Raw genomic sequence first — 3274 nt, 5'->3', positions numbered from 1 at the left:
ATGTGAGCTTGAGCGCGCAGTGCAAAAACGTGCTTGAAGGACGGGCTCGGACCTGTGATCCGGAAACCGGAATGGAGAACTACATGAACTGAAGCATTTCGACCTTGATCCGATGCTCCTCATGTGAACCTTTCCTCAAGCGCGGCAAGAACGATGCCGCTGATGCCGAGGCGATTTGCGAGGCGATGAGCCGGCCGACCATGCGCTTCGTGCCGGTCAAGAGCGCAGACCAGCAGGCCGCCCTGATGCTGATAGGCTTGCGCGACCGGCTGATCCGCCAGCGCACCCAACTCGCCAATGCCATCCGCGGCTATGCGGCGGAGTTCGGCCTAGTGGCCGCCAAGGGGATCTGCCGGATCGAGCCGCTGCTGGAGCGGATCAAAGCGGACGATACGCTGCCAGCCTTAGCGCGGGAGCTCTTCGTGATCCACGAGACGGAATACGCGCAGCTGCAGGCGCAGTTGGAGGAGGTCGAAGACAAGCTGATGGCCTGGCATCGGGCCGATGAGTGCAGCCGACGTCTGGCCAAGATCCCGGGCATCGGGCCGATCGGCGCCTCCATGCTGGTGATGAAGGCGCCGGCCCCCGAGATCTTCCGATCGGCCCGCCACTTCGCCGCCTGGCTTGGCCTGACACCCAAGGATCACTCCACCGCCGGCAAGGTCCGGCTGGGCGTGATCACCCGCGCCGGGGACGAGGCCTTGCGCAGCGTGCTCGTGGTCGGCGCCACCGCTGTCATCCGGCATGCGCGGCGGAGACACGGCAGGGCGTCGCCCTGGCTGATCGCGTTGCTCAAGCGCAAGCCGCCGAAGCTGGTTGCGGTGGCGCTGGCCAACAAGATCGCCCGGATTGCCTGGAAGCTGATGGTGTCGGGTGAATGCTATCGCGCGCAAGCAGCATCGACCGAGGTGGCGTGCGCAGGATAGAGATCAGTCGGACACGGGAACAACCCGCAACTCTCCCGTGCTGATCTGATGCCGGACTTGCAAGAACACGAGCAGATGGTGTGATCGATCGATCCAAGACACGCGAAACTCCGCATCGCCCCACGGCAGTGACAGGCCGCCAGTTTGTTTGGAACGCGTGTCGCGGAAGCCATCTTGGCCGCGGTCAGGTGCGACCGCAACAACAGGCCGGACATATGACCGCAAACGATCCGATCCAAAATTCTGTTCAACACCCTTGCAAGCAGGGGGCCGTCCACATATGGGGCGATCGACTTGCAAAGCGCGCGCCGGGTGGTGCTGATCTGCTCCCACGCCGGTCAGGCCGATGCCCAGGCGTTCCTGCGTGCGCTGCGGCGCCGCTACCGCGGCGCCGGCTGGCTCTGGCTGCTGACTGATCGGGCGAGCGCCCACACCGCGCCGCAGACCCAGGCGACCCGGTTGCGCATCCGGTTCGTGTGGTTGCCCCGGCAGACGCCCGAACTGAGCGCGATGGATCAGCTTTGGCGCGACCTCAAGCGGCTGATTGCAGCCAATCGGCAGGCGGCCTCAATCGATGCCCTCGCCGCCAATGCCGCAGCCTGGGTGCTGACGCTGACGCCGCAACAAGCACGTCGCAAGGCCGGCATGGCATCCAAACACTTCTGGCTCAGAAAGCTGTTGCAGAACTTTTGGCGACCTACTTAGATGACGAAGAAGTCGCTCACCGTGATGCTGGTCTTGTTGGTCAGGGTCGCAAACAGCGTCTGATTGTCTCTTGCGCCACCATCGGCATCGAAGAACAGGTTGCCTGTCCCTTGATCGTAGATGACCCGGTCGTCAGCTTCAGCCTTCGCGCTCGCGAGCGCGAAGGCGCCTGCATTCAGAGCTCCGTCCGTCAGTCCCATGAACACAGCGTTGTCCAGCTGAAGCGTGTCATCACTCGCACGGAAGTCTCGGATCCTATCGACATTGCTTGCGAAGGCTGCGTTGAAGATGAACGTATCGTCGCCGGATCCTCCTGTGAGCACGTCGTTGCCCGCGCCGGCGATGAACCGGTCATTACCACCCCGCCCATCCATCGTGTCGGTGCCCGCACCGCCCACCAGAAAGTCGCTGTCACGCCCTCCTGTTACCCGGTCGTTGCCCATCCCGGCATTGAAGTAATACGCATCACCCGATCGAACGGCCGTGAGAGTGTCGGCGGCTTTCGTGCCGAGGCTGACCACCTCGAACTGGTCGCCACGGGCAGTTCCCGAGACCAGGTCTCGCACGTCGAAGGTGAGGCCCGGCCTTGCGGCAACAAACGTGATGCCCTCATCGTCGAAGCGACTGATCTCGCCGGTGAGATCACCTACGCTGGTCTCGGATTGAAGGCGTACGGCCAGCCCGCCATCCTGGTTGGTCATCGTACCGGCATCTGTTGCCGTTCCATTGCCAACCTCCGCGCTGGTAAAGGTCAGGTGGATCTGCCGGGACGTTGCCGCACTGACACTGACGATGTCGGACCCCGCGCCAAGATTGACGATGTCCGAACCGTCCGTCGAGACATTGAAGAACGCCCGGTCGTTGCCTGAGCCACCGTAGAGGTGATCATGACCGGAACCGCCGGTCAGCTCATCGCTGCCGGATCCACCGAAAAGATGATCCTCGCCTGAGTGGCCGAACAGCCGGTCGTTGTCGCGGCCACCATCGAGATAGTCGTCACCGGACCCGCCAGAAAGTACATCCCGGCCTGAGCCACCATTCAGGTAGTCGTCGCCGGCCCGGCCCGAAAGATCATCGCGGCCACCGCCACCATTGAGGTTGTCGTCAGCACCCGTGCCGCGCAGAACGTCGTTCCCTCCATCCCCCACAACAGCTGCGCGAAGCTTGACCGAGAGCGCTGCCTGGAAGGACGCAAGGGCGTTCTTATAGGACAGCTCCCGGATCTCGCCGGAAGCGATCGGCAGCACGAGCTTGTAGCCTGCCGTGCCATCCACCTCGCCCACAGTGCCCTGGCCATGGCCTTCGAGGACGGACTTGCCGTGCTGGACGATCTCGCGCCGGCTGAGCGACACGTCATCCAACAGCTTGGCAAGCTCGCCATTGCTGGGGTCGGACAGATCGTAGGTCTGCGAGAACAAGAACGAAGCGCCCGTCGGGTTCGGGAAGCCCGCAAGCCCGGCCTCGGGAGAAGTGGTCAGGTTGAGCAGGATTGGACCATAAGTATCCAAGCCCTCGGCTAGATCCTCGACACAGTGATTTTGACCGGTTGGCCTGCCGTCTCTTGTGACGGCACTTCGAAGCGGTGCGGGATCTGCAAGTGGATTGATCCCCATTGGACGGGGCCTCGGTACCAGATGCGAAGT

General features: G+C 63.0%; 2 protein-coding genes and 1 pseudogene. 2 read left to right on the top strand and 1 reads right to left on the bottom strand.

Features of this window, described 5'->3' with window-relative positions:
* Window positions 1-125: 125 nt before the first annotated feature.
* Together FS320_RS40505 and FS320_RS40500 are read left to right on the top strand one after the other, a co-directional pair.
* Window positions 126-926 (top strand): annotated as a pseudogene (locus tag FS320_RS40505) (IS110 family RNA-guided transposase); the annotation flags it as partial.
* 228 nt (window positions 927-1154) lie between these two features.
* Window positions 1155-1631 carry a transposase gene (locus tag FS320_RS40500; protein ID WP_342211973.1) on the top strand — a complete coding sequence of 159 codons (477 nt, stop codon included), beginning with the start codon at window positions 1155-1157 and terminating at the stop codon, window positions 1629-1631.
* Here the strand turns inward: FS320_RS40500 and FS320_RS40495 are convergent.
* A complete protein-coding gene (locus tag FS320_RS40495; RefSeq protein WP_162003628.1) occupies window positions 1628-3139 on the bottom strand; it encodes a calcium-binding protein in 1512 nt (503 codons plus the stop codon). The genes FS320_RS40500 and FS320_RS40495 overlap by 4 nt on opposite strands.
* Between the last annotated feature and the right edge of the window lie 135 nt (window positions 3140-3274).

This window comes from Microvirga tunisiensis, assembly GCF_009296175.1.
Taxonomy (GTDB): domain Bacteria; phylum Pseudomonadota; class Alphaproteobacteria; order Rhizobiales; family Beijerinckiaceae; genus Microvirga; species Microvirga tunisiensis.
Note: the sequence above shows the minus strand (reverse complement) of the source record. Positions and strands in the feature narration are given on the sequence as shown.